This is a genomic window from Streptomyces sp. NPDC057428, assembly GCF_042803195.1.
Taxonomy (GTDB): Bacteria; Actinomycetota; Actinomycetes; order Streptomycetales; family Streptomycetaceae; genus Streptomyces.
Map to the genome: position 1 here is coordinate 1 of NZ_JBHVCT010000004.1, position 23689 is coordinate 23689.

Annotated in this window: 18 protein-coding genes; 2 read left to right on the forward strand and 16 right to left on the reverse strand. The window is 70.9% G+C overall.

All coding sequences use genetic code 11. The annotated features are described in order from the left end of the window. Positions 1-52: 52 nt before the first annotated feature. From ACFU5K_RS02395 to ACFU5K_RS02405, 3 genes are all read right to left on the reverse strand, one after another. A complete protein-coding gene (locus tag ACFU5K_RS02395; RefSeq protein WP_384055669.1) occupies positions 53-1834 on the reverse strand; it encodes an ABC transporter ATP-binding protein in 1782 nt (593 codons plus the stop codon). Further along, positions 1831-3666: an ABC transporter transmembrane domain-containing protein gene (locus ACFU5K_RS02400; protein ID WP_384055672.1), complete on the reverse strand. Its 1836-nt coding sequence runs from the start codon at positions 3664-3666 to the stop codon at positions 1831-1833. Before ACFU5K_RS02400 ends, ACFU5K_RS02395 begins: the two co-directional genes overlap by 4 nt. Positions 3667-3902: 236 nt before the next feature. After that, positions 3903-4349, reverse strand: coding sequence for a MarR family winged helix-turn-helix transcriptional regulator (locus ACFU5K_RS02405; protein WP_384055675.1), 447 nt, complete (start codon positions 4347-4349; stop codon positions 3903-3905). A 147-nt stretch (positions 4350-4496) separates the two neighbouring features. On the opposite strand from ACFU5K_RS02405, the gene ACFU5K_RS02410 reads away from it, so the two are divergent. Then, positions 4497-6308 (forward strand): ABC transporter ATP-binding protein, encoded by a 1812-nt coding sequence (locus ACFU5K_RS02410; protein ID WP_384055678.1) that lies wholly within the window; start codon positions 4497-4499, stop codon positions 6306-6308. Positions 6309-6437: 129 nt separating this feature from the next. Here the strand turns inward: ACFU5K_RS02410 and ACFU5K_RS02415 are convergent, their stop codons facing one another. After that, positions 6438-7505, reverse strand: coding sequence for an FAD-dependent oxidoreductase (locus tag ACFU5K_RS02415; protein WP_384055996.1), 1068 nt, complete (start codon positions 7503-7505; stop codon positions 6438-6440). Between the two features lie 136 nt (positions 7506-7641). Between ACFU5K_RS02415 and ACFU5K_RS02420 the strand changes: the two genes are divergently transcribed. Further along, positions 7642-8064: a secondary thiamine-phosphate synthase enzyme YjbQ gene (locus ACFU5K_RS02420; RefSeq protein ID WP_384055681.1), complete on the forward strand. Its 423-nt coding sequence runs from the start codon at positions 7642-7644 to the stop codon at positions 8062-8064. Positions 8065-8495: 431 nt separating this feature from the next. On the opposite strand, the gene iolD is transcribed toward ACFU5K_RS02420, so the two are convergent. The 12 genes from iolD to ACFU5K_RS02480 form a co-directional block, all read right to left on the reverse strand. Further along, a complete protein-coding gene (gene iolD, locus ACFU5K_RS02425; protein ID WP_384055683.1) occupies positions 8496-10379 on the reverse strand; it encodes a 3D-(3,5/4)-trihydroxycyclohexane-1,2-dione acylhydrolase (decyclizing) in 1884 nt (627 codons plus the stop codon). A 3-nt stretch (positions 10380-10382) separates the two neighbouring features. After that, complete coding sequence (gene iolB, locus ACFU5K_RS02430; RefSeq protein ID WP_384055686.1) at positions 10383-11264, reverse strand: 5-deoxy-glucuronate isomerase; 882 nt, start codon at positions 11262-11264, stop codon at positions 10383-10385. A 29-nt stretch (positions 11265-11293) separates the two neighbouring features. Then, positions 11294-12172: a deoxyribose-phosphate aldolase gene (locus ACFU5K_RS02435; protein ID WP_384055689.1), complete on the reverse strand. Its 879-nt coding sequence runs from the start codon at positions 12170-12172 to the stop codon at positions 11294-11296. Between the two features lie 106 nt (positions 12173-12278). Beyond that, positions 12279-13292, reverse strand: a complete 1014-nt coding sequence (gene iolC, locus ACFU5K_RS02440) for a 5-dehydro-2-deoxygluconokinase (protein WP_384055692.1) — start codon at positions 13290-13292, stop codon at positions 12279-12281. Positions 13293-13321: 29 nt separating this feature from the next. Continuing rightward, a complete protein-coding gene (locus ACFU5K_RS02445) occupies positions 13322-15991 on the reverse strand; it encodes an alpha-mannosidase (protein WP_384055695.1) in 2670 nt (889 codons plus the stop codon). Beyond that, on the reverse strand, positions 15984-17138 hold the full coding sequence (locus tag ACFU5K_RS02450; protein WP_384055698.1) for a Gfo/Idh/MocA family protein: 1155 nt from the start codon (positions 17136-17138) through the stop codon (positions 15984-15986). Before ACFU5K_RS02450 ends, ACFU5K_RS02445 begins: the two co-directional genes overlap by 8 nt. Next, positions 17135-18025 carry a sugar phosphate isomerase/epimerase family protein gene (locus ACFU5K_RS02455; protein WP_384055701.1) on the reverse strand — a complete coding sequence of 297 codons (891 nt, stop codon included), beginning with the start codon at positions 18023-18025 and terminating at the stop codon, positions 17135-17137. Before ACFU5K_RS02455 ends, ACFU5K_RS02450 begins: the two co-directional genes overlap by 4 nt. Then, positions 18016-19242, reverse strand: a complete 1227-nt coding sequence (locus ACFU5K_RS02460; protein WP_384055704.1) for a PHP domain-containing protein — start codon at positions 19240-19242, stop codon at positions 18016-18018. Before ACFU5K_RS02460 ends, ACFU5K_RS02455 begins: the two co-directional genes overlap by 10 nt. Next, on the reverse strand, positions 19239-20366 hold the full coding sequence (locus ACFU5K_RS02465; RefSeq protein WP_384055707.1) for an ABC transporter ATP-binding protein: 1128 nt from the start codon (positions 20364-20366) through the stop codon (positions 19239-19241). Before ACFU5K_RS02465 ends, ACFU5K_RS02460 begins: the two co-directional genes overlap by 4 nt. Next, positions 20366-21247 carry a carbohydrate ABC transporter permease gene (locus tag ACFU5K_RS02470; protein WP_384055710.1) on the reverse strand — a complete coding sequence of 294 codons (882 nt, stop codon included), beginning with the start codon at positions 21245-21247 and terminating at the stop codon, positions 20366-20368. Before ACFU5K_RS02470 ends, ACFU5K_RS02465 begins: the two co-directional genes overlap by 1 nt. Then, a complete protein-coding gene (locus ACFU5K_RS02475; protein WP_384055713.1) occupies positions 21244-22233 on the reverse strand; it encodes a carbohydrate ABC transporter permease in 990 nt (329 codons plus the stop codon). Before ACFU5K_RS02475 ends, ACFU5K_RS02470 begins: the two co-directional genes overlap by 4 nt. After that, on the reverse strand, positions 22211-23632 hold the full coding sequence (locus ACFU5K_RS02480) for an extracellular solute-binding protein (RefSeq protein WP_384055716.1): 1422 nt from the start codon (positions 23630-23632) through the stop codon (positions 22211-22213). The genes ACFU5K_RS02475 and ACFU5K_RS02480 overlap by 23 nt, the downstream gene beginning before the upstream one ends. Positions 23633-23689: the final 57 nt, after the last annotated feature.

Here is a 23689-nt window from a genome sequence, read left to right on the forward strand (position 1 = left end):
GTGCCGGTGGGGGCGCCCCCACCGGCACCGCCGAGCCCCTGAGCGCGTCGGCTCAGCCGTGCCAGGAACGCCACAGCGCCGCATAGGCGCCGTCTGCGGCCACGAGCGCGTCATGACTGCCGAGCTCGCTGATCCGGCCGTCCTCGACCACCGCGATCACGTCCGCGTCGTGCGCGGTGTGCAGCCGGTGCGCGATCGCCACGACCGTACGGCCGTCGAGCACCCTGGCGAGCGAACGCTCCAGGTGACGGGCCGCCCTGGGATCGAGCAGAGACGTCGCCTCGTCCAGCACCAGTGTGTGCGGGTCCGCCAGCACGAGCCGGGCCAGCGCGACCTGCTGCGCCTGCGCCGGGGTGAGGGCCAGTCCGCCGGAGCCGACCTCCGCGTCCAGCCCCTTGTCCAGGGCCCGGGCCCAGCCGTCCGCGTCCACCGCGGCCAGCGAGGCCCACAGCTCCGCGTCCTCGGCGTCCGTACGGGCCAGCAGGAGGTTGTCCCGCAGCGAACCCACGAACACGTGGTGCTCCTGGTTGACCAGGGCGACATGGGACCGCACCCGCTCCGCCGTCATGCGGGACAGCTCGGCGCCGCCCAGGGTGACCTCGCCGGTCCGGGGGGCGTAGATCCCGGCCAGCAGCCGGCCCAGAGTCGACTTGCCCGCCCCGGACGGCCCGACCAGAGCCAGCCGGGTCCCCGGGGCCACCTCCAGGGACACCCGGTGCAGCACATCCACGCCCGCGCGGTACCCGAACCGCACCTCGTCGGCCCTGACCTCACGGCCGTCCGGACCGATCAGGTCGTCGCCGGCGCCCGGTTCGATCTCCCGGACGCCGACCAGCCGGGCCAACGACACCTGTGCCACCTGGAGTTCGTCGTACCAGCGGAGGATCAGGCCGAGCGGGTCCACCATCATCTGCGCCAGCAGAGCCCCCGTCGTCAACTGTCCGACGGTGATCCAGTCCTCCATCACGAACCAGCCGCCCAGCAGCAGTACCGCGCCCAGGATCGTGACGTAGGTGGTGTTGATGACCGGGAACAGCACCGAGCGCAGGAACAGCGTGTACCGCTCCCAGGCCGTCCACTCCGCCACCCGCCGGTCCGACAACGCGATCCTGCGGGCGCCGAGGCGGTGGGACTCCACGGTCCGCCCGGCGTCCACGGTCTCGGCCAGCACCGCCGCGACCGCCGCGTATCCGGCGGCCTCCGAGCGGTACGCCGACGGCGCGCGGCGGAAGTACCAGCGGCAGCCGATGACGAGCACCGGGAGCGCGATCAGCACGGCGAGTGCCAGCGGCGGGGCCGTGACGGCGAGCGCGCCGAGCAGCAGTCCGGCCCAGACCACCCCGATGGCCAGCTGCGGCACGGCCTCGCGCATCGCGTTGGCCAGCCGGTCGATGTCCGTCGTGATCCTGGACAGCAGATCCCCGGTACCGGCCCGCTCCAGGACGCCGGGCGGCAGCCCGACCGAGCGTACGAGGAAGTCCTCGCGCAGATCGGCGAGCATCTCCTCGCCGAGCATGGCACCGCGCAGCCGCATGGTCCGGGTGAACACGGTCTGCACGATCAGCGCCAGGGCGAACACCGCTGCGGTCCGTTCCAGATGCAGGTCCGTGACCCCGTCGGACAGGTCCTCGACCAGCCCGCCCAGCAGATAGGGCCCGGTGATCGACGCGATCACCGCGACGGCGTTCACCGCGATCAGTACCGCGAACGCCCTGCGGTGGCGCCGAAGCAGCGCGCGTACGTACGTCCGCACCGTGGTCGGCGTCCCCACGGGCAGGGTCGTCGCCGACTCGGGGGCAGCCGGGTCGTACGCCGGTGGAGCCACGCCGATCATGCTCTCTCCTCGATTTCCTCGGCCGTCCGCGCCTGCCGGAGGCCGTCGACGACGGCGAGACCGTCCCGCGCGGCGGGTGCCGTGGCCTCGTCCTCGGTCTCGCGGGTGACGACCGCCCTGTAACGCGGTTCGTCCCGGAGCAGTTCGCGGTGTGTGCCGGCTGCCACGACGGTGCCCTCGTGCACCAGCACGACGCGGTCAGCCAGGTCCAGCAGCAGCGGGGACGACGCGAAGGCCACCGTGGTGCGGCCCCGGCGCAGTCCCTCGATGCCGGCCGCGACCCTGGCCTCCGTGTGTGAGTCGACGGCTGACGTCGGCTCGTCCAGCACGAGGGCCTCCGGATCGGTGACCAGCGAACGGGCGAGCGCGAGCCGCTGCCTCTGACCTCCGGACAGCGATCTCCCACGCTCGGTGATACGGGTGTCCATGGGATCGCCTCCCGCGTCGACGGAGGCCTGGGCCAAGGCGTCCAGCACATCGCCGCACTGGGCGGCGGCGAGTGCGTCGCCGGGCGTGACGTCACCCGAGGACGGCACGTCCAGCAGTTCGCGCAGTGTCCCCGAGAGCAGTACCGGGTCCTTGTCCTGCACCAGCACCGCGGCCCGCGCCTCGGCGAGCGGTAGTTCGTCCAGCGGCACGCCGCCGAGCAGCACGGAAGGGGCAGCAGCGGAGTCGTCGTCCTGCTCGGCGTGACCGCCCAGCCGTTCGGCGAGCCTGCCCGCCTCGTCGGGATCGCCGCAGACGACCGCGGTGAACAGGCCCTGCGGCGCCATGAGTCCCGTTACCGGGTCGTACAGGTCACCCCGGGGTGCGGCGTCGACCGTCGAGGCCCGGGTGCTGCGGCGCAGGGAGAGTACCCGGACCGCCCGCTGCGCCGACGGCCGCGAGAAGGAGTACGCCATCGCGATCTCCTCCACGTTGCGCAGCGGGAACAGCATCAGGGTCGCCGCGCTGTACACGGTGACCAGCTGGCCGATCTCGATCCGGCCGTCCCTGGCCAGCGTCGCCCCGTACCAGACCAGCGAGATCAGCAGAACTCCCGGCAGGAACACCTGGATCGCGGAGATGAGGGCCCACATGCGGGCGCTGCGCACGGCAGCTTCGCGGACCTCCTGGGAAGCACGGCGGTAGCGGCCCAGGAACAGGTCCTCGCCTCCGATGCCGCGCAGCACCCGGAGCCCGGCGACCGTGTCGGAGGCCAGTTCGGTGGCCCGGCCCGCCTTCTCGCGCTGGAGATCCGCCCTGCGGGTGGCCCGGGGGAGCAGCGGGAGCACGGCCAGGGCGAGGACGGGGGTGGCGATCGCGACCAGTACGCCGAGCGACGGCAGATAGAGGACCAGCCCGACGCAGATCAGCACGAGGGCCGTGGCCGCGGCGGCGAAACGGGACAGGGCCTCGACGAACCAGCCGATCTTCTCGACGTCACCGGTGGAGACGGCGACCACCTCGCCCGCCGCTACCCGCCGGGTCAGGGCCGAGCCCAGTTCGGCGGTCTTGCGGGCCAGCAGCTGCTGCACCCGGGCCGCGGCCGTGATCCAGTTGGTGACCGCGGTCCGGTGGAGCATGGTGTCGCCCACGGCGATGAGGACGCCGAGGAGGAACAGGAGCCCTCCGGCCAGGACAAGATCCCGGCCGGAACGGTCGATGACGGCCTGCACCGCGAATCCGACGGCGAGCGGGAGGCCCGCGATCGCGCAGTGGTGGAGCAGTCCCCAGGACAGGGACTTGAGTTGACCGGTGAGTTGACTTCTTCCGAGCCAGTACAGGAAACGGGGGCCGGACCGTACATCGGGATCGCCGGGATCCGAATACGGAAGATCGTGAATCTGCATGTCGTCCCAGGAATCGGATGGCGGAGGCCACGTGCGGACCTCGTGGAACAGCGGGGGACCAAACCGCGCAAGCTTCGCTTCGTGACCCCTCCCGGGGCAACCGGTTATTCCCGTGGACCGGCGGTCAGATGACGGGCCGGGTCGCCTTCTCCAGCTCGATGAGCGCTGAGTGGTAGTGCCCCCGGTGGCCGGTCCGGGTCCCCTCGACGACGCGGTGCGGGTGTCGCACCGCGGCCTCAGCAGCGGCGGCGCTCCGGCATTCCGTCGACCAGAGCGGTCAGCAACCCACCGAGCACCTCACGCTGATCGGCGGTCAACGGAGCCAGGATCTCCTCCGCGGCGGCCTTGCGCGCGGCGCGCATCGAGCGGAGGACGGCCCGGCCCTCCTCGGTGATCTCGATGCGGACGACCCTGCGGTTGGTCGGGTCCGGTGCGCGCCGCACCCGGCCGCTCGCCTCCAGGCCGTCCACGAGGGTGGTCACGGCCCGGGGGACGACGTCCAGCCGCTCGGCCAGATCGGCCATCCGGGGTGGCCCGTCGTAGTGAGCGGTCGTGCGCAGCAGCCGGAACTGGGCCGGCGTGATGCCGATCGGCTCCAGCTGCCGGCTCTGGATGCGCTGGAGGCGCCGCGTGAGCCTCAGCAGTTGTTCGGCCAGCATGCCGTCGGAGTCGGGGGAGTCCATGGGGGAACAATATCAGGACGTCGTTCATTGTGTACACAGGTAACAATGAGCTAGGCTCTCGAATCGACTCGTGCGGCGGCTTCCGAGACGCCCGCCCCGAGGCCCGAGCCCGCCCGGCCCTCCCCTCGCACGCTCTTGAAGGAGCCCATGAAACCCGACGAGCCCACCTGGACACCCTCAGCCACCGAAGCCGGGCAGCCGCCCGCCGAGCTGCGCCGCATCTTCCGGCTGTTCCGCCCCTACCGCGGCAGGCTCGCCGTGGTCGCACTCCTGGTCGGCGCATCCTCACTGGTGTCGGTCGCCTCGCCCTTCCTCCTCCGCGAGATCCTGGACACCGCGATCCCCCAGGGGCGCACGGGCCTGCTCACCCTGCTCGCCCTCGGCATGATCCTCACCGCGGTCATGAACAGCGTCTTCGGCGTCCTGCAGACCCTCATCTCCACCACCGTCGGCCAACGCGTCATGCACGACCTGCGCACCGCCGTCTACACGCAACTGCAACGGATGCCGGTCGCCTTCTTCACCCGGACCCGCACGGGTGAGGTGCAGTCGCGCATCGCCAACGACATCGGCGGGATGCAGGCGACGGTCACCTCCACCGCGACCTCCCTGGTCTCCAACCTCACAGCCGTCATCGCCACCGTGGTCGCCATGCTCGCGCTCGACTGGCGGCTCACCGTCGTCTCGCTGCTGCTCCTGCCGGTCTTCGTCTGGATCAGCCGGCGCGTGGGCCGGGAACGCAAGAAGATCACCACCCAGCGCCAGCGGCAGATGGCCGCCATGGCCGCCACCGTCACCGAATCGCTCTCGGTCAGCGGCATCCTGCTCGGCCGCACCATGGGCCGCTCGGACTCCCTCACCAAGACCTTCACCGAGGAGTCGGAGCGCCTGGTCGACCTCGAAGTGCGCTCCAACATGGCCGGACGCTGGCGGATGTCGACGATCGGGATCGTGATGGCGGCCATGCCCGCCGTCATCTACTGGGCAGCGGGGCTCACCCTCCAGTCGGGTGCCACCGGCGTCTCCATCGGGACGCTCGTCGCCTTCGTCTCGCTCCAGCAGGGCCTCTTCCGCCCGGCCGTGAGCCTGCTCTCCACCGGGGTGCAGATGCAGACGTCCCTGGCCCTGTTCGCCCGCATCTTCGAGTACCTCGATCTGAAGGTGGACATCACCGAACCCGACAAGCCGGTCCGGCTGGAGCGCATCCGGGGCGAGGTCGCCTTCGAGGACGTCACCTTCAGCTACGACGAGAAGAGCGGCCCCACCCTGAGCGGAATCGACGTGGCGGTACCGGCCGGGAACAGCCTGGCAGTCGTCGGCCCCACCGGATCGGGCAAGTCCACCCTCAGCTACCTGGTGCCACGCCTGTACGACGTCACCGGCGGCCGCGTCACGATCGACGGCATCGACGTGCGCGACCTGGACTTCGACACCCTCGCCCGCGCCGTGGGCGTGGTCTCCCAGGAGACCTACCTCTTCCACGCCTCGGTCGCCGAGAACCTCCGCTTCGCCAAGCCGGACGCCACCGACGAGGAGATCGAGGCCGCTGCGCGCGCCGCGCAGATCCACGACCACATCGCCGGCCTGCCCGACGGCTACGACACCCTCGTGGGCGAGCGTGGATACCGGTTCTCGGGCGGCGAGAAGCAGCGGCTGGCGATCGCCCGGACGATTCTCCGGGACCCGCCCGTGCTGATTCTCGACGAGGCGACCAGCGCCCTCGACACCCGTACCGAACACGCCGTCCAGCAGGCCATCGACGCCCTGTCCGAGGGCCGCACCACACTCACGATCGCGCACCGGCTGTCCACCGTCCGGGACGCGGACCAGATCGTGGTGCTGGACGAGGGCCGCGCGGCAGAGCGGGGCACACACGAGGAACTGCTGGCCAAGGGCGGCCGCTACGCCGCCCTGATCCGCCGCGACAGCAACGCGCCGGCCCCCGCAGCCGCCGTCTGAGACGCTGACCTCCTGCGGTCCCGTACTTCGCACGCCCCCGCGACCACTCCCGCGTACGCCCGACGCCCGACGCCCGACGAGCGCCCCGCAGCGGTCACGTGGACGCGTGTCGACCAGTGGACCGGGTGGTCAGCCCAGGGCCGGAACGCCGTTCAGCAGCCTGGTGACCGAGCGGGCGGCGGCCCGCCCGGCCCGATTGGCGCCGATGGTGCTGGCGGACGGGCCGTAGCCGACGAGATGGACGCGTGGATCCCGTACGGCCCGTGTCTCCTCGACGCGGATGCCGCCGCCGGGTTCACGGAGCTTGAGTGGCGCCAGATGGTCGACGGCGGCGCGGAAGCCGGTCGCCCAGAGGATCACGTCGGCCCGGACGGACCGGCCGTCGGACCAGACGAGTCCATCCGGGGTGATCCGCTCGAACATCGGGAGGCGGTCCAGGATCCCCCGCTCGCGAGCGCGACGTACGGCGTCGTTGAGCGGCAGACCGGTCACGCTGACCACGCTCTGCGGCGGAAGTCCCCGGCGTACGCGCTCGTCCACCATGGCCACGGCGGCCCGGCCCGCGTCCTCGCCGAAGGGCCCTTCCCGGAACACAGGCGGCCGACGGGTCACCCAGAACGTCTCCTGGGCCACCTCGGCGATCTCCATCAGATGCTGCGTACCCGACGCGCCGCCCCCGACCACCATCACGCGCAGGCCGGCGAACTCCGCGGGCCCCCGATAGTTCGCGGTGTGCAGCTGCCGGCCGAGAAAGGTCTCCTGGCCTGGATAGCGCGGCCAGAACGGACGGTCCCATGTGCCGGTGGCGTTGATCAGTGCGCGCGTGGAGTACACACCCTCGGAAGTCTCGACCAGCAGACGACCGCCGTCGCCCTCGCGTACGGCGCTCACCTCGACGGCCCGGTGCACCCGCAGGCCGAACCGCCGCTCGTACGCGTCGAAGTACTCGCCGATGACCTCGGACGAAGGCCGGTTCCCGTCGGCGCCGGTGAGCTCCAGGCCCGGCAGGGAGTGCATACCGTGCACCTTGCCGTAGGTGAGCGAGGGCCAGCGGAACTGCCACGCACCGCCGGGGTGCGGAGCGTGGTCGAGCACCGCGAAGTCCCGGCCGGGCTCGAGTCCGCTGCGGCGCAGGTGGTACGCGGCGGACAGCCCCGCCTGACCGGCGCCGATGACGACCACGTCCTGCTCGCGGATCCCGATATCGTTCACGCTTCTACCAACTGCGGGGGAGGCCCGCGTCTTCCCGGGGCTTCGGTCGTCCTGCCCGCACCTGATCCGCCCGACGCGGACAGGCTTCGCAGACTTCCGCCCCGCCCGGGAGAATGGGGCCATGTCCGACACCTTTGCCACACACGTGCTCAGCGTCACCACAGGACGGTCCGAAACGGTCACGGACCTGACTGAGGACTGTGCCCAGTTTCTCGCCCGCTCGGCTCCCGGCCGGGACGGCCTGCTCAACATCTTCGTGCCCCACGCCACTGCCGGAATCGCGATCCTGGAGACGGGCGCCGGCAGCGACGACGACCTCCTCGCCGCTCTGCAGGACCTGCTCCCGGCCGACGACCGCTGGCGCCACCGCCACGGCAGCCCGGGGCACGGCCGCGACCACGTGCTTCCCGCCCTGGTGCCACCGCATGCGACCCTGCCGGTGATCGGGGGACAGCTGGAGCTCGGGACTTGGCAGTCCGTGTGCCTGGTGGACACGAACGTCGACAACGCGGACCGGCGGGTGCGGTTGAGCTTCCTCGGATAATGCGTCACCGTTCCCTTGCTGGAACACTGCGACTGTCAGGGCATCACCCAGGTGCTTCCTGACAAGCGCCGCCGGTGCACGCACCGGCGGCGGCCGGCGTGACGGCAGGGTGCAGTCGTTTCTTCGGATCGGGCGGGATCCCGGCTGAACTCGTGGCCTGGACCGTCATCGGGGGAGGGCGGGGCTCTTACATGGCTCCCAGGAACTGGGGCCTGCGTGGTACCTGGACTGAAGGCCTGCCGGCCGAGCATGACGTTCGCGGAAGCCTTTACCTGGCCAGCCACCGTAGTTGTTCCTGTCGGTGGGCGCTGGACAGCCTGGTGATCGTCGGTGAGTCGGAGTACCACTTCCAGAGGTACCTGCACCGTGCTGTTAGCTGGTCGGTCAGGGGCGGCGCCGTCCGGGACTTGAAGGCGGAGCAGCCTGGTCTGTCATAGGTGGCGCCGCTGCCGTGCCTTCTCCCGCACGTACGTCTCGCGCGCCCCGGCCGCGGCCTGCCGGGTGGCGGCCGCCGCCACCGGGACGTCCCACCAGGCGGCCGTCGGGGGAACGGCCGAGGCATCGGGCTCGGCCGTCTCCACGTATACACAGACCGGCTCCGCAGCCGCCCGCGCCTTCGCCAGAGCGTCGTGCAGGGCGGCCACTGTAGAGGCCCGCAGGACCTCCATGCCCAGTGACGCGGCGTTGGCCGCCAGGTCCACCGGCAGCGGGTCTCCGGCGTAGGCGCCGTCCGGGGTGCGGTAGCGGTAGGCGGTGCCGAAGCGCTCGGCGCCGGTCTGCTCGGACAGGCCGCCGATGGAGGCGTAGCCGTGGTTCTGGACAAGGACCATCTTGATCGCGATGCCCTCCTGCACGGCTGTGACGATCTCCGTCGGCAGCATCAGATACGTACCGTCACCAACCAGCGCCCACACCGGGGTGTCCGGTCCTGCGGCCAGCCGGACGCCGATGGCCCCCGGGATCTCGTAGCCCATACAGGAGAAGCCGTACTCGACGTGGTACTGGCGTGGCGAGCGCGCCCGCCACAGCTTGTGCAGATCGCCGGGCATCGACCCGGCGGCGTTGATGACGACATCCAGCTCGCCGACCACCGCGTCCAGCGCGCCAAGCACCTGCGTCTGGGTCGGTCGGGCCGCGCCGTCCGGGGCGGCGTACGCGGCCTCGATCACCGGCTCCCAGCGCGCCTTCGCCGCCGCATACTGGGTCCGGTACGCCTCGTCCACCCGGTAGCCGGCCAAGGCCCCGGTGAGCGCCGACAGGCCCTCGCGGGCGTCGGCGACCAGGCCCAGTCCGGCCAGCTTATGGGCGTCGCGCGCGTCGACGTTGAGGCCCACGAAGCGGACGTCCGGCGCCGCGAAGAGGGTGTTCGACGAGGTGGTGAAGTCCGAGTAGCGGGTGCCGACGCCGATCACCAGGTCGGCCTTACGGGCGACGGCGTCGGCCGCCTCGGTGCCCGTGTGGCCGATACCGCCCAGGTCGGCGGGGTGGTCGTGGCGCAGGGAGCCCTTGCCCGCCTGGGTGGATGCGACCGGGATGCCGGTGGCGTCGACCAGGACGCGCAGCGCCTCCTCGGCCTCGCTGTGGTGGATACCACCGCCGGCGACGATCAGGGGACGGCGTGCGGCTCTTACCGCCGCCGCGGCCTCGGCGACCGCCCGCGGCTCGGGCGCGGGCCTGCGCACCTGCCAGACCCGCTCCGCGAAGAACTCCTGGGGCCAGTCGAAGGCTTCCGCCTGCACGTCCTGCGGGAGGGCGAGGGTCACGGCGCCCGTCTCCACCGGGTCGGTGAGCACCCGCATCGCCTGCAGGGCGGCCGGGATCAGCGCCTCGGGGCGGGTGATCCGGTCGAAGTAGCGGGAGACGGGACGCAGGGTGTCGTTGACTGAGACGTCCCCGGCCAGAGGGTGCTCCAGCTGCTGGAGTACGGGGTCGGCCGGGCGGGTCGCGAAGACGTCGCCGGGGAGCAGGAGCACCGGCAGCCGGTTGATCGTTGCGAGGGCGGCGCCGGTGACGAGGTTGGTGGCGCCGGGGCCGATGGACGTCGTCACGGCCTGCGCGCGCAGCCGGTTGGAGTGCCGGGCGTAGGCGACTGCGGCGTGCACCATCGCCTGCTCGTTACGGCCCTGGAGATAGGGCATCTCTTCGGCGTACTCGACCAGCGCCTGGCCGAGACCGGCCACATTGCCGTGACCGAAGATCCCCCAGGTGGCGTTGATCAGCCGCTGCCGGCGGCCGTCCCGCTCGGTGTGCTGGGCGGCGAGGAAGCGGACCAGCGCCTGCGCGACGGTCAGTCGGATCACGGGCTTGTCGGTCATGCCTTAGGCCTCCGGGGCTTCGTAGAACGGCAGCCGCGGGTCCACCGGGGTGTCCGGCCAGGTGCCGCGGATCCAGGTCTGGTCGGGATGGTCGCAGATCAGCCAGCTGCGCTCAGGGCCCGGGCCCGCCATCACGTTCAGGTAGTACAGGTCATGGCCCGGCGAGGCCATCGAAGGGCCGTGCCAGCCGTCCGGTATCAGCACCGCGTCGCCGCTGCGCACCTCCGCCAGCACATCGGTGTTCCGGCCGCGGCCGGACGGGCTGACACGCTGGTAGCCAAGGCCGGGGCTGCCGTTGTGGGCGGCGGTCTCGAAGTAGTAGATCTCCTCCAGCCGGGACTCCTCGCCAGGCCGGTGTTCGTCGTGCTTGTGCGCCGGATACGACGACCAGTTGCCGCCGGGCGTCAGCACCTCCACGGCGATCAGCCGATCAGCTTCGAACACCCCGGCCGCCGCGAAGTTGTTGACCTGACGCGAGCAGGAGCCGCTGCCGCGCAGCTCCACAGGAACACTGGACGCGGGCCTGTAGCGAGCAGGCAGCCGGCGTTCGCAGCGGGCGCCGGTCAGAGCGAAGCGGCCGCCGGCTTCCGTCCGTACCGTCACCGCAGCGTCACGCGGCACATAGGCGAAGTCGCTGACGCCGCTGAAGACGTCCTTGCGGCCCTGGATGTCGAACTCGGCGTCGTCGCAGGTCACCGTGCAGGCGCCGGAGAGCGGCAGAACGATCCACTCGCTGTCGCCGGTGGCGAACGTGTGCTCGGTGGCGGGCGCCAGCCCAAGCACCCGCAGCGAGGAGTGCTCCCAGCCCGCGCGCTGAGGGCTGATGTCCATCAGATACGGTCCGCGCGCCGCGCTTCCCGCCGGAACATATGGATCCAGCGTCATATTGTCAGCCTCTCTTGGTCCTGATCCGGTCAAAGCAGCCCGACGGCCGTGTCGACCGCCGCCGCCACGTCGCCGTCCGGCGGATAGAGCAGGGAGCGGCCCACGACCAGTCCGCGCACGGTGGGCAGCGAAAGCGCCCTGCGCCACTTCTCGTAGGTGGCGTCCTGTTCCCTGCTGACCTCGCCGCCCAGCACCACAGCGGGCAGTGTGGAGCTCTCCACAGCCTCGGCCATGTCGTCAGGATCGGCGGTGACCGGCAGCTTCAGCCAGGTGTAGGCCGAGGTGCCGCCAAGGCCGGAGGCCACCGCGATCGCGGTGGCGACGGCCTCGCCGCCGAGGTCGTTGCACACCCGGCCGTCCACACGCCGCGAGATGAACGGCTCGACGAAGACCGGCAGCCGCCGCTCCGCCATCTCATCGATCGCCCGAGCCGCCGACTCCATGGTCGCCAGCGAGCCGGCGTCGTCGTAGTCGATCCGCAGCAGCAGCTTGCCGCCGTCGAAGCGGTGCCGCTCGATGTCCTGCGGGCGATAGCCGGTGAACCGGTCGTCCAGCTCGAAGGACGAGCCGGCCAGCCCGCCCCGGTTCATCGAGCACAGCACCACTTTGTTGTCGAGGGCGCCCAGCAGGAGCAGGTCGTCAAGGATGTCGGCGGTGGCGAGCACGCCGTCCACGCCCGGCCGGGACAGGGCGATGGTGAGACGGTCGAGCAGCTCGTTGCGGTTGGCCATGGCGAGCCGCTGTCCCCCGACGGCAAGGGCTCCGCGCGCCGGATGGTCGGCCGCGACGATCATCAGTCGTCCGCCGTCGCCCACCAGCGGGCGGCGGACCCGCCGGTCGGCGGCCTCGGCGATTGCTTCGGGGTGGCTCGATCGCACGGCGGTGAGGTCGGAGATAGTGAGGCTCAACTGAGATTTTCTCTTTCTGACTTGCTGTGCTGAAGGAGTCATCTGCCTACGCGCTGCCGCAACCGCCTTGCTCCCATGGAGGTCTGGGGGCGGAGCCAAGGAGCTTTCACCCCGGCACCTCAGCGGAGCTGAGAAGCGCGTCGACCTCGGCGGTGGTCGGCATCGCGGAGGAGCAGGCGAGGCGGGAGGCGACCAGAGCGCCGGCCGCGTTCGCGTAGCGCATGATCGCCGTCAGGTCCCAGCCCGACAGCAGGCCGTGGCACAGGGCCCCGCCGAACGCGTCACCCGCGCCAAGCCCGTTGACCACCTCGACCGGGTGCGGCGGGACCTCGGCCTCGGTGCCGTCCCGGTGCACGGCCATGACGCCCTTGGGACCCTGTTTGACGACGGCCAGCTCGACCCCGGCGGCGAGCAGCGCCTCGGCGCAGGCACGGGGCTCGCGCTCGCCAGTGGCGAGCGCGCACTCCTCAAGGTTGCCGACGCTGACCGTGGCGTGGCGCAGCGCCTGCGTGTAGTACGCGCGCGCCTCTTCGGGACCGGAGTGCCAGAACATCGGGCGCCAGTCCAGGTCGAAGACGGTGGCGGTCTGCGCGGCGCCCGCCTCCTTCGCCGTACGCGCCTCGCTTCTGGCTGCCAGGGCCGCCAGGGTCGCCGTGCGGCTGGGCTGCTCGCAGAGCCCGGTTCCGGTCATCCAGAAGATCCGGGCCGCGCAGATCGCGGCGAGGTTCAGCTCCTTCGAGTGGATTTCCAGATCCGGCGCCTTCGGCTGCCGGTAGAAGTACAGCGGGAAGTCATCGGGCGGGAAGATCTCACAGAAGGTGACCGGGGTCGGGTACTCCGGCACCTCCGTGACCCACCGCGCGTCCACGCCGAACTCATCGGTCAGCGCCTGGCGGCAGTAGTCGCCGAAGGGGTCTCGCCCGGTGCGGCTGATCACCGCCGCGCGGCAGCCGAGCCGCGCGGCGGCGACCGCCACATTGGTGGCCGATCCGCCCAGGAACTTGCCGAAGGACTCCACCGCTGGCAGCGGTACGCCGGTCTGCAGGGGGTAGATGTCCACACCGATGCGACCCATGGTGATCACGTCGAAAGGTGTTTCCGGCGCCTGGTTTGCGTTCATGTCTCCTCCGGCAGGACGGGCCTGGCCATTCAGTGGCCGAGCTGTACGGTCGCGATCTCCCAGGCGCGCAGCGGCAGCCGCAGCACGCCCCCGTCCACGGGCAGCTCCTCGCCGGGGCGGCCCAGCAGATCGCAGCGCCGGGCCCGGGTGAAGCCGCTTTCGATCACGGCCACAGTGTCCGCGCCGCCCTCGGCGACGACGCGGACCTCGCTCCAGCCGTCCCGCTCGCGGGTGCTGGTCAGCACCACGCCGGGGCCCTCGACCGCGAGACCGCGCTCCCGCTCCGGCAGCGGCGCGGACGCCTCGGCCGTGCCCGGGACGGCGTACAGGTCGTGCCGGAACTCCTCCGCCGCCCGCAGCACCGCATCCGACGCCGAGGTCCAGGCACCGGCGTACGGCAGCAGGGCCAGCGATACCGAGCGGAGGCCGCGGCTCTGCGCACCCGGCGTCGGCACCTGCGGGCCGGCCGGCTCGTCGCGCAGCGGGATCCGGTTGCGGGAGATCTGACCGGACGAGCGGAGCAAGGTGAGCGCCAGCTCGCGGCCCTCCTCCACCAGCTCGTACTCGCTGTACTCGTCCAGGAGCACCGCGAGCCCGCCCGCCGCGACGAAGCCCGCGGCGGGGAACGTCGGCAGCGGGTACTCCCCGCCGCCGCCCTCCGCGGTCAGACCGCGCTCGACCACCGCGAACTGGCCCTCGGCGAAGGAGGACCCGGCCTGCTCCGGCAGCGGCAGGTGCAGGCGCAGCCGGTGGTCGTCGCAGCGGTTGTCGAATTCGACACCGATCCGGGCGTACGGCTCGGCGGCGCGCAGCTCGACGCGCAGGGTGACGGTGACTGGCTCGGTGCGGGCCGAGCGGCCGTCCACGGCGAAGTCGCCGGCGGCGGGCCAGCTGTAGCGCCGCTCGACCTCCAGCGCGGCGCAGAGCGGGGAGCCGGCGGTGCGCGTGATCCGTACCGACTCGGGCTCGGCAACCAGTACATCGGCGGCCGGCGGGGCGTAGTTGTAGGTGTCGCCCAGATCGCCGCCGTCGACGAGCGAGCCGAGGCCGGCGGTCGTGGTGCCGTCCGCGTCGGTCAGGCTGAAGGTGCCGTCGCCGGCGACCTCAATCCGTACCAGGCCGTTGTCCAGCACCCGGCCGTCGCAGTGCACGTCGTTCGGCGGCAGCGCGGCGTCGGCGGGCGAGCCCTGGTCCGGCGTCCGCACGGCGGCGTAGCCCAGCGCGGGGACCTCGGCCCAGACGGGCACCTTTTCGCCGGGCGACGTGAGGATACGCACCCGCAGGCGGCGCTCACGCCAGCCCTCGCCGAGCGCCTCGCGCACTTCGGCAACATCGAAGGGGGCCGACTCGTGGCGGGCCACAGCGAAGGTCAGCGTCGAGCCGTCCTCGCTCAACGACCAGGAGGCGACGTGCCGCCCGTACAGCTCGGTTCCGTGGATACGGGTGAGCGCGACCTCCACCGGCAGGTCCCGGTCGTCGGCGAGCACCTCCACACCCGGCCGGTCGACCTCGGCGAAGACCACGCCGGAGCGCTGTCGCGGCGAGGGGTTGAAGACCAACAGCGCGTCCAGCGGGACGGCCGCCGCCCGGCGCTGCCCGATCAGATCGCACACCGCCTGGCCCAGCTGCTCGGCCTCCGCCATCCGGGCGCCGACCTGGACGGCGGTCTCGTCGCAGCCGCAGCCGGTGACCGAGTCATGGCAGCTGACGGCGATCAGCCGCTGCCAGGCCATGTCCAGGAACCGCTGCTCGCCGCCGTCGCCGTAGAGCGCGGCCATCGGCTCGGCGTAGCGCTCGACCCAGCGCTCCGCGTGGCTCATCGCCCGCTTCAGCTCCGGGCGGATGGAGTTGACGCCGGGCAGGATGTTCGCGCGGGCGTGGCTGCGGAGCTCGCCGTGCACCAGCGGCAGCCCGTCGGTACCGGCGGGCAGCCCCTCGAAGAACGCCGCCAGGGTGGCCAGCCGAACTCCGATGCCCGTCTCCTGGCCCGCCGCGGCCAACAGGTCGGGGGCGTCGGTCGCCGGCGCGGTGTGATCCGAGCCGTACATGCCGAGCAGCGGCCCGCTCTCCGGCAGCGTCCAGGCGCTCATCCGCTCATGCAGCTCCCGCAGCCGCTCGGCCACCGCGCCGCGGTCGGCGAGCAGGCCCGCGGCGTTGCCGTAGCCGCCGGCCGGGAGGTAGCGGGTGCGCACCGCGGTGCCGTCGGGGGAAACCCAGGCGAAGGTGTCCGATGTGACGGCGCGGGGCACGCCGCGGAAGACGCAGGCGTGGTCCAGGCCCGCGCCGCGCAGGATCTGCGGCATCTGCGCGATATGGCCGAACATGTCCGGAAGATAGCCGACGGGCATCGTGCCGCCCAGCTCCCCGGAGCGGCGGATCCCGCGCTCCAGATTGCGGACGACCTGCTCACCGGAGCACAGGAACTCGTCCATCAGGATGTCCCACGGACCGACGGCGAGCCGCCCGGACTTCACCAGCGCCGTCACCCGCTCGCGGGCCTCCGGGCGTACCTCCAGATAGTCGTCCACCGCAGCCATCTGTCCGTCCAGGGTGAACCGGTGGCGCGGGTCGGCCTCCATCCGGTCCAGCAGCTCGTCCAGCAGCGCCACCAGCTGCAGCCGGAAACGCTGGAAGGGCAGATACCACTCGCGGTCCCAGTGGGTGTGCGGGACTACTACGAGCTCATGGCTGTCACTCATGCGCGGACTCCCCGGCGGTGGTCAGGCCGTCACGGTCGGCGAGGCGCCGGACGGCCGCTTGTGCGAAGGCGATGTCGGCGGCCGCGTCGGGGACCCCCGACAGGGGCGGTACGCCCTGGGTCACGAGCCGGTGGAAGGCGGTCAGCTCGGCCTCGAAGCCGCTCACGGGGGAGCGGAACTCGGTACGGGTCTGCTGCTCCTCGCGGCCCGTCGTCGCGATCAGCAGAGTAGGGGCGTTGAGGAAATACGGGGCCGGGAAGACCAGCTCCGCACTGCCCGTGGCGTGGTGTACGGCCACTGTCTCCCGGTAGGCCGGGTAGTTGGGCTGGTAGAGCCAGCGGATGCCGTACCGGCCGCCGCCCCGCAGTTCGCCGGAGAGCTCGAGGGACGGCGCGTCGCCGGGGCCCGCGTTCCTGGCGGGCCACATCACGGCGTGGTCGACGGTGGCCGGAGGCCCGGCGAGCAGCCGGATCAGGGACAACTCGTGGCAGACGCTGTTCATGATGATGCCGTACAGCTCTCGCAGCGCGGCGGGTGCCTCCTCGCCGAGGGCGGTGCGCAGTGGCTTGTCCCCTGCGGCGCGCAGCTCGGCCAGCAGATCCGGGGAGACGTCGCCGGCGGGCGGCGGCAGTTGGGCGAAGGCCAGCTGCGACTGAGGGGAGGGGTGCAGCACGGTCACGTCGATGTGGTGGATCGCGGCGGGGCCGCCGGCCTCCTCGACCAGCGCGGTCAGCCGCTGCGCCGCCGGGTCGTACTGCTTCATATAGCCGACCATCAGCCGGGCCGTCAGCTCCTCGCCGAGGCCCTCCAGTTCGGCCATCTCCTGCTGGGCATAGCCGAGAGGCTTCTCGGCCAGTACGTGGTAGCCGCGGCGCAGCGCGTCGGCGGTGGCCGGCGCGTGGGTGCCGGAGGTCAGCAGCAGTACGGCGTCGAAGCCGCCCGCCTGAAGCATGGCGTCGACGCTGGTGAAGCGGCGCTCGGCCGGGACACCGTAGCGCTCCCCGGTCCGCTCGGCCACGGACGGCGAGACGTCCGCGACGGCGTAGAGTGTGAAGCGGCTGCCGAGGCGTTCCAGCAGGGGCAGATGGATGGTCTGGGCGATGGTGCCGAGGCCGGCCACCGCTACCCGGACGCGGTCGGTCGTCACAGGCCCGCCTTTCGCAGCGCCTCACGGTTGGTCCGCTGGTCGGCGAGAAGGCCGGCGGGCTCGCGGCCCGTCTCGGGTGCGTCCTGCTCGATCACGGCCCAGCCGGTGTAGCCGGTCTCCTGCAGTACGGCCACGACCTCGGTCATCTCGATCTCGCCCGTGCCGAGCACGGGGAAGGCACCGTCGCGTACCGCCTGGGCGAAGTCGCCGCCCGCGGCGCGGGTGCGCTCCATGGCCTCGCGGGAGGCGTCCTTGATATGCACCTGCTTGATCCTGGGCGCCCAGTCGCGCAGCGCCGCCAGCGGGTCGCCGCCGGCCAGATAGAGGTGGCCGGTGTCGAGGCAGAGCGATACATCGGTGGCCTCGAGGAGCTTCTCGACCTCCTGCGCGCTCTCCACATCGGTACCCAGGTGGTGGTGGAACACAGGCTCCAGACCACGCTCCCGGCACCGGTCCGCGGCCCGCTGCACGCGGGCGGCGAAGCCCGCCCAGTCCTCGACCGTGCCGTAGGCGATGCCTGGGCGGGCCATCCGCTCGGCGTTGTCCGGGCAGGCAAGGGTGGGGCGCGGAGCGAAGACCGGGTCGGGGACGGGAACGGCGGTGAAGACATCGAGGGCCGCCTCAAGACCGGCCTGGTCGGCGCTGAAGCCGTCCTCGGCGCCGTAGCGCAGGTCGATCCAGCCGCCCGCCAGGGCCAGGCCGGCGTCCGCGAGCCGACCCGGGAGGGTGTCGACCGTGCCCAGATAGCCGATCGGGCCGGAGTCGATGCCTTCGTAGCCCGCCTCGGCCAGGGCGCTCAGCAGCTCGTTGGCGGTGAACGGGGCTCTGTCGGCCGCGTAGATGCCGAAATTGACCGGTGCGTTCGCCACCCGGATGTTCACTGACACAGTGCGATCACCTCGTTCTCGTAACTTTCCAGACGGTGTAGCCCGCTCTCAGCGGGAAAGGTGGTGCGGTCCGCGTGGACGAGCTCGCGCCGTCCGTCGGGGCGGATGAGTGCGGTGCCTTCGGCGCCGAGCGCGAGAAGTTCGTCCCCGAGCCGCAGCAGCAGGGGCGCACCGGGGCCTGCGGAGACCGCCGTACGCCCGGCCGCCAGGGCTGCGAGCAGGGCTGCGGGGCTGTCGTCTTCGGCGAGCAGCCAGGTGGTGGGGGAGCCGGGCCGCCCGTCGTTGCCGTGGCGGTGGAAGTCGCTGCCGCCGATGGCGATGACATCAGGCCGCCATGCCTGGGCCCAGGACAGCGGCGCCCCCCAGCGGCGGTCGAACCAGCCGGAGTGCCAGACCTCGGCGTGCCGGGGCCGGTCGGCGAGTGGCAGCCGCCAGGCGCAGTCGCTGCCCAGCGGGTGGTTCAGAGACATCACGCCGCCGTGGGTGCGGGCGTGCTGGTACCAGGAGTCGGCGGGCTTACGGAAGTCCACCCAGCCGGTGTCGCCGAAGACGTTGGCGTGGCCCTCGTCGCGGGTGACCTCCTGGCCGGGGAGCAGGCTGATGCCGTAGCGGGCTCCCACGGCCGGGAGCTCCGGGTGGTGGCTGACCGTGTTGTGGTCGGTGACGGCGAGGAAGTCCAGACCCTGCTCGCAAGCCAGCCAGGCCAGTTCGGGAACGGTGAGGGCGCCGTCGCTGTGCACCGTGTGGCTGTGGAAGTCGCCGGCGTACCAGAGCATTTCGCCAGACGCCGGGATGTCCCGGCGCTCGCGGGCGGGCGGCTGCCCGCCCGCCGGCTTCGGCGCGGCGGGCGGGGGCAAGGGGGCGGGGCGGGTCGTCGAGGTGGTCACGCGCACCTCGTAGTCCAGGCCGCCTGGCGGGATACGGTGCAGCCGCAGCAGTACGTGCCAGAGGCCGGTCTCCAGCTCGCCCTTGAGATAGCCGGGCGTCGCCCAGTCCGCGGCCACGGTGTACACGTCGCGGGCGCCGCCCGACCAGCCGCGGAAAGCGTCCGCGCCGAGACAGCCAAGGTCCAGCACGCCCTGCTCGCGGTCGAATTCCAGCTCGACGGTGACCGCCGCCGCTCCGGGAGCCACCTCGAAGGGCAGCTCCCGGAGCATCAGCTCCAGCCGGTCCCCCAGCGACCAGCGGCCGCGGTGGACGGTGGTGGTGACGGTCATGCGGCGGCTCCTGCCTTACTGCCGGCGGCATCCTTGGCCGCGGCGTCGCCTCCGGCGTCGATGAGGTCACCGCCGCGGTACAGCAGCACCCGGTCGGGGCGTGGTACCGCATACCCCTTGTCGCCGGCCTTGAGGAAGACCTCCTCGTCGACGACGACCTGAACGAAGCCTGCCCCGCCGTGCAGCGTCACCAGCTGGGCGCTGCCCAGGTTCTCGATCACCGTGACCTCGCCGGAGAGGGCGTCCTGCACCGGCTCGGTGGAGCACGAGAGGTACTCCGGACGGATACCGAGGACCAGTTTCTCCCCGTCGCCCAGCGCACCGCCCGCGTACCCGGGGGGCACCGGCAGCTTCTGATCGCCGATAACCAGGTTCCCGCCGGACACCACCGCGTCCAGCAGGTTCATCGGGGTGGAGCCGATGAACGAGGCCACAAAGGTGTTGGCCGGCCGGTGGAACACCTCCTTCGGCGTGCCCAGCTGGCGGATCCGGCCGCCCTCCATCACCGCGATCCGGTCGGCAAGCGCCAGCGCTTCGGCCTGGTCGTGGGTGACGAAGACGGTGGTGACGCCGAGTTCACGCTGGAGGCGCTTGAGGAAGGTACGGGCCTCCAGGCGCATCCGGGCATCGAGATTGGACAGCGGCTCATCGAAGAGGAAGACCTTCGGATGGCACGCCATCGCCCGGGCCAGCGCCACCCGCTGCTGCTGCCCGCCGGACAGCTGCCCGGGGCGGCGTGCCAGATAGTCGCTCAGGCCCAGCTCGGCGGCCGTCTCGGCGGCCTTCTCCGTACGTTCGGCCGTCGGGACCTTCTTGATGCGCAGCGGATAGGCGATGTTTTCGGTGACCGTCATGTGCGGGAACAGGGCGTAGTCCTGGAAGACCATCGCCACATCCCGCTGCCCGGGCGCCGTGTTCGTCACATCCCGGTCGCCGATCTGGATCGAGCCGCCGCTGGAGGCTTCGAGGCCGGCGATGGTGCGTAGCAGGGTGGTCTTGCCGCAGCCGGATGGCCCGAGCAAGGCGAAGAACTCGCCGTCTTCGACCGTCAGGCCGATCGAGTCCAGCGCGCGTACACCGCCTGGATAGACCTTGACGAGTTCGCCCATGGTGATAGATGCCATCAGCGCTTGATACCTCCGTGGAACCGGAATCCGTACCGGGAGCTGACGAAGAGAAACATCAGGACCACCGGAAGGGAGTAGAGCAGGGAGTAGGTGGAGATGAGCGCGAGGTTCGGCTGCCCGCCCTCGGTGTAGAAGGTGTACATCACCACCGCGGCCGGGGACTTCTCCGGCGAGCGGAGCAGCAGGAACGGGACCAGGAAGTTGCCCCACACCTGCGCCACCGACCAGACCGCGATGGTCGCCAGACCCGGCCGCACCAGCGGCACGACGATATGGCGCACGATCTGCAGCGGTGAGGCGCCGAAGACCCGCGCCGACTCCTCGTACGACACCGGCGTGCCGTCCATGAAGTCCTTCAGGATGAAGATGGCGCTGGGCAGCATGCCGCCGGTGAGGATCAGGATCACGCCGAGCTGGGAGTCGATGAGATGCAGCTCGAAGGCCAGGTTGAACAGCGGCACCATGGCCGCCGTACCGGTCACGATCGACGACAGCAGGAGCAGGACGTACAACAGCATGTCCCGGCCCGGCAGTTTCACCCGGCTCAGCGCATAGGCGGCCAGTGCGGAGAACAGCAGCGTCAGCGCGCCCGTGCCACCGGCCAGGATCACCGAGTTGCCCAGTGAACGCAGCGCGTACGGGTTGTCCGCCAGCACCTGGAAGTTCCGCAGGGTGAAGTCGGGCAGTGAGACGGTGACGCCGGGTGCCGAGTCGAACGGGGCCGCGAGCAGCCACAGCAGCGGCAGTGCGAAGAACGCGATCAGCAGGCAGATGAACGTGTAGAAGCCGGCGTGCCGCAGCACGCGCCGGGCCTGCGCCAAAGCGGCCCCATGGTCGGCGGCATCCCGCCTGGTCGCCTTGATGTCGGTGGCGGTCATGCGGCATCGTCCTTCCGCGACCTGAGCATCCGCACATAGAACAGCGCGATGATCAGGTTGAAGAGCAGCATCAGCACCGAGATCGCCGCGCCGAAACCCAGTTCGCCGCTGTTGAGTGCGAGCTTGTAGATGAAGACCGGCATGATCTCGGTCTTGTCGTCCGGGCCGCCGGCAGTGAGCAGGAACGGCGTGAAGTCGTTGAACGTCCACAGGCTGATCAGCAGCAGGTTCGTCAGGATATGGCCCTTGATCCGCGGGATCACCACATCGCGCAGCTGCTGCCAGGTGGAGGCGCCGGCCAGCCGGGCGGTCTCCAGATGCGACGGCGGCACGTTCCCGATGGCTGCCGCATAGAGCATCATTGAGAACGCGGCGCCCCGCCAGATGTTGAACACGATGATCGACGCCATCGGGTACTCCAGCAGCCAGCCCGTGCCAGGCGTCTGGAGCAGGGCGTTGAGTGTGCCGCTGTCGCGGTCCAGCAGGGCGATCCACAGGAACGCCACCACGGAGCCGGGCAGCACCCAGGCGAGCAGCAGCAGCGACTCGACGAGGCGGCGGAGCGCCCCGCGCCGTTCGCGCATCACCCACGCGACGGCGAAGCCGAGCAGCACCTGGCCGATGACGGCCGAGCCGATGACGTACTCGACGGTCAGCCACATGGAGTTGCCGAACCGGTCGTCGCTCAGCGCGTTCTGGAGATTGTCCAGCCCCACGAACTGCGGGTTCGCCGCGGCGAGCCCGGTCAGCCGGTAGTCGGTGAGACCGAGGTAGATGGTCCAGATCGCCGGGAACAGGAGGAAGGCCGCGATCAGCAGCATCGCCGGGACGATGAACGCTGTGGCGCGGGCCCGGCCCAGGCCGGCGGCATCGCCGCCGGCCTGGACACGGTTGGAGGGGGCGCCCGGTGCCTCCGGGCGCCGCTCCACGTCCTCGCTCTTCGCCGGTGTTCCGGCTTCGAGCTCAGGACTTGATGTTGCCGGCACCGCCCACGGCCCCTTCCAGCTTCTTCGCGTAGTCGGCCGCCGCCTGCTCCGGGCTCTTGCCGTCGACCACCGCGGCCGTGGCCTCCTGCAGCAGCGTGGAGACCTGTGCGTACTCCGCCAGCGGCGGGCGGAATGAGGTGACGGGCAGGACGTCCTTGGAGACGAAGCTCAGCATCGGGTCGCCCGCCAGCACCTCGTCGTTCACGTCGGTGCGAGCGGTGATCCGGGCCTCGCCGGCCAACTGCTTCTTGATGGCGTCGGCCGAGTTCATGAACTTCATCAGCTCGAAGGCGAGGTCGGTGTTCTTGCTCTTCGGGTTGATCGTCTGCACCCCGCCGCCGGAGTAGGAGACGAAGTCCTGGCCGTTCACGCCGGAGCCGGCCGTCATGGCCGGGATCTTGGCGTAGCCCACGACCTCGTCGCGCTTCTCCATCGGGGCGACGCCGCCCTTGGGGTTGATCACACTGCGCCAGAAGTAGTCGCCCTCGAGCAGCATGCCCATCTTGCCCGCGGCGAACTCGGCGAAGGACTTGTCGCGGCCCTTGGCCTCCTTCTGCAGCAGGGGGTCGCCCAGCTTGTCGCCGTAGATCTCGCTGTACAGGTTCAGGGCGTTCTTCACACCCTGGGTGGCGCCGGTCCACTTGCCATCGGCCCAGGCCGATTCGCCGGTGCCGGCCAGCAGCGGCAGGAAGCCCTGCATGGTGGTGGCCTCACCCATGGCGGTGCCGGCGTTGAGCTGGATCGGGGTGACGTCCTTGACCGACTTCAGCTTCTCGCCGGCCTCGATGATCTGGTCCCAGCTGGTGGGTTGCCACTTCTCGGGCAGACCGGCCTGCTTGAACAGCTCCTTGTTGTAGTAGATCACCCGGCCGTCGCTGCCGCCGGGTATGCCGTAGAGCTTGTCCTCGAAGGTCGCCAGCTGCTGCACGGAATCCGGGATCTGCTTCCAGCCGTCCCAGCTGGAAGCACCCTTGACAACGTTGTTCAACGGCTTGATGTACCCGGCCTGGGCGAACTCGCCGACCCAGATTCCGTCGATGTCGTATACGTCCGGTCCGGAGCCCGACTGCAGGTCCAGGGCCAGCTTGGTCTTGTACTGCTCGTCGTCCACGCCGCTCGGTCGGAACGTCACCTTCACGTCGACGCCCTTGGCCTTCTGGGCCTTGGTGAACTGCGGGATGACCCACTTCTCGATCCAGTCCGCCTGCGCGGCGTTCTTGCCGCCAGAGATCGCGTTGGCCGTGATCGTAAGGGAGTTGGAGCCCCCGGTGTCATCGCCTGAGCCGCCGCAGGCGGCCAGGATCAACGTCAGGGAGACGGCGCCAGTGAGCGCCATTGCACGTCTGGTCAGCACATTCATGGATGGGGTCTCCTCGGTGAAGTACCCGGACCCTGCCATGTGATTCACAATGACGTGAAGAGCTAATGTCTTAACAATTAAGTAAAGGGTCTTGTA

What these genes read in the sequence shown, in the direction of transcription:
- iolD (WP_384055683.1), bottom strand. Translation starts at nt 10,379, where the DNA reads ATGACCGACAAGCCCGTGATCCGACTGACCGTCGCGCAGGCGCTGGTC.
- ACFU5K_RS02400 (WP_384055672.1), bottom strand. Translation starts at nt 3,666, where the DNA reads ATGCAGATTCACGATCTTCCGTATTCGGATCCCGGCGATCCCGATGTA.
- ACFU5K_RS02460 (WP_384055704.1), bottom strand. Translation starts at nt 19,242, where the DNA reads ATGACCGTCACCACCACCGTCCACCGCGGCCGCTGGTCGCTGGGGGAC.
- iolC (WP_384055692.1), bottom strand. Translation starts at nt 13,292, where the DNA reads ATGAACGCAAACCAGGCGCCGGAAACACCTTTCGACGTGATCACCATG.
- ACFU5K_RS02410 (WP_384055678.1), top strand. Translation starts at nt 4,497, where the DNA reads ATGAAACCCGACGAGCCCACCTGGACACCCTCAGCCACCGAAGCCGGG.
- ACFU5K_RS02420 (WP_384055681.1), top strand. Translation starts at nt 7,642, where the DNA reads ATGTCCGACACCTTTGCCACACACGTGCTCAGCGTCACCACAGGACGG.
- ACFU5K_RS02470 (WP_384055710.1), bottom strand. Translation starts at nt 21,247, where the DNA reads ATGACCGCCACCGACATCAAGGCGACCAGGCGGGATGCCGCCGACCAT.
- ACFU5K_RS02445 (WP_384055695.1), bottom strand. Translation starts at nt 15,991, where the DNA reads ATGAGTGACAGCCATGAGCTCGTAGTAGTCCCGCACACCCACTGGGAC.
- ACFU5K_RS02405 (WP_384055675.1), bottom strand. Translation starts at nt 4,349, where the DNA reads ATGGACTCCCCCGACTCCGACGGCATGCTGGCCGAACAACTGCTGAGG.
- ACFU5K_RS02480 (WP_384055716.1), bottom strand. Translation starts at nt 23,632, where the DNA reads ATGGCAGGGTCCGGGTACTTCACCGAGGAGACCCCATCCATGAATGTG.
- ACFU5K_RS02395 (WP_384055669.1), bottom strand. Translation starts at nt 1,834, where the DNA reads ATGATCGGCGTGGCTCCACCGGCGTACGACCCGGCTGCCCCCGAGTCG.
- ACFU5K_RS02465 (WP_384055707.1), bottom strand. Translation starts at nt 20,366, where the DNA reads ATGGCATCTATCACCATGGGCGAACTCGTCAAGGTCTATCCAGGCGGT.
- iolB (WP_384055686.1), bottom strand. Translation starts at nt 11,264, where the DNA reads ATGACGCTGGATCCATATGTTCCGGCGGGAAGCGCGGCGCGCGGACCG.